This window comes from Ilyobacter sp. (assembly GCF_041583315.1).
Taxonomy (GTDB): Bacteria; Fusobacteriota; Fusobacteriia; order Fusobacteriales; family Fusobacteriaceae; genus Ilyobacter.
The window spans coordinates 1-1,529 of the sequence record NZ_JBFHGC010000623.1 but is presented as its reverse complement, the minus strand read 5'-3'; the positions used below and the strand labels follow the sequence as shown (position 1 = coordinate 1,529).

Sequence of the window (1,529 nt, the reverse complement as noted above, 5' to 3'; positions counted from 1 at the left end):
GGGAAAAAAAGATAAACAAAATAAGAAAAATACTTCCTTCATGGGAGGATTTTTCTTATTGGTGAAATATCAGAGATCATTTTCTAAAAAAACAACAGAGCTGCATTTCCAGCAGTGAGACTTATGACTATGAGGATGTTGACAGCGACAAATTTATCCAGATAGTGAGAGGCTATCTTTGATCTTTTATTTATATATATCAAAAATAAATTAGATAATAACGGAATAAAGAGTACTGTATAGGATTTTAAGGATTCTAATTTAAGCCATGCAACCAAAATAAAAATAAACAGACTTATGAAGTTTATGATTATAATGTATTTTTTAGTATTCTCAAATCCGAATATTACCGTAGAGGTCCTTTTGTTACCATCTCTGTCAGAGGGGTAATCCGGAAGACTTGTGGACATGGCACATCCCAGCTGTATAGGGAAAAAGAACAGAAGAAATATCCACGGGAACCCCTGAAAAGTTCCTCCCTGGATATAATATCCAAACAGGGGAAGGATAATAGCTACTCCTGTCGTCTGAAGGATCTCACCTCCGCCTCTATAGGACAGTCGTATAGGGGGATAGCTGTATCCCCACAGCAGAAGGAAGGATGTTACTATCATGGGAATGCTCATTGTCCTTCCGTAACCGAGGGTTAAAATTACCCCTAGGATAAGGTTTAATGACATTATAAGTATTATCCCGTTTTTCATCTCTTTTTTAGTTATGAGATTCTCTACCAGCACCCTCGATCCTCCTGAGAAGATGTTGAAAGTATCATTGGTTTTATCTATCTCATAATCGGCATAATCATTTGCATATACTATATAAAGCTGTATAAACAGCCCGAACATCTGTATAAATATAAAAAGTGAGATACTGAGAGAGCCGTTTATGTTGTAATAAAAACCCTGTCCCAAGAGCAGAGGAAAAAATATATAACTCTGCGACGGAAGTCTTGATGCCTTTATCCAAGAACTTATTTTAGTCATTGCTTATCAGCTCCTAAATTTATAGTCGAATAGATATGGATAAATTATTGTTGCACTGAAACCTGCACCAAAACCGTAGATCAGTTCCTCTAGGGGAACTCCCATAAAAAATTTATTTAAAAATAAGCTGGTATTCCATATTTTAATAAAAACACCAGGGTAAATCAGGTGGAAAATCAGACATAAAATGAAATATACCGCTGCTGAAAGAACTCCCCCAAAAATTCCAGGGACTAAAAAATCAGCTCTTTTAAAAATTATTATACCTGGTATAACTACCATTATAAAGGAAGACGTATATATAACAGGGATATTAATCCACACAGTTAGCACAATCAGAATAATTATAATTAATGAAATGCAAAAGATTCTTTTCAAGATTAATGCTGGATTTTCACTGTGATTTTTTACATACTTTTTTCTGAATGCAAATGCATAAACAGTCGAAGTAAAAGAAGCCAGAGCCACTACAAAAATAAAATCCTCCAGTCCAAAGCCCAATTTATTCCCAAGATCAAATAGAAAATTAGGTCTCCAGTAACTGGG

General features: G+C 34.8%; 2 protein-coding genes. Both read right to left on the bottom strand.

Annotated features, from left to right (window positions below; all coding sequences use genetic code 11):
• Positions 1 to 83: 83 nt before the first annotated feature.
• On the bottom strand, positions 84 to 983 hold the full coding sequence (locus ABZA26_RS14850; protein WP_372715260.1) for a prenyltransferase: 900 nt from the start codon (positions 981 to 983) through the stop codon (positions 84 to 86).
• A gap of 6 nt (positions 984 to 989) precedes the next feature.
• Positions 990 to 1,451 carry a lycopene cyclase domain-containing protein gene (locus ABZA26_RS14845; RefSeq protein ID WP_372715259.1) on the bottom strand — a complete coding sequence of 154 codons (462 nt, stop codon included), beginning with the start codon at positions 1,449 to 1,451 and terminating at the stop codon, positions 990 to 992.
• Positions 1,452 to 1,529: the final 78 nt, after the last annotated feature.

Excerpts from the sequence above, each read along its gene's own strand:
- ABZA26_RS14850 (WP_372715260.1), bottom strand. The coding sequence starts at position 983 with ATGACTAAAATAAGTTCTTGGATAAAGGCATCAAGACTTCCGTCGCAG.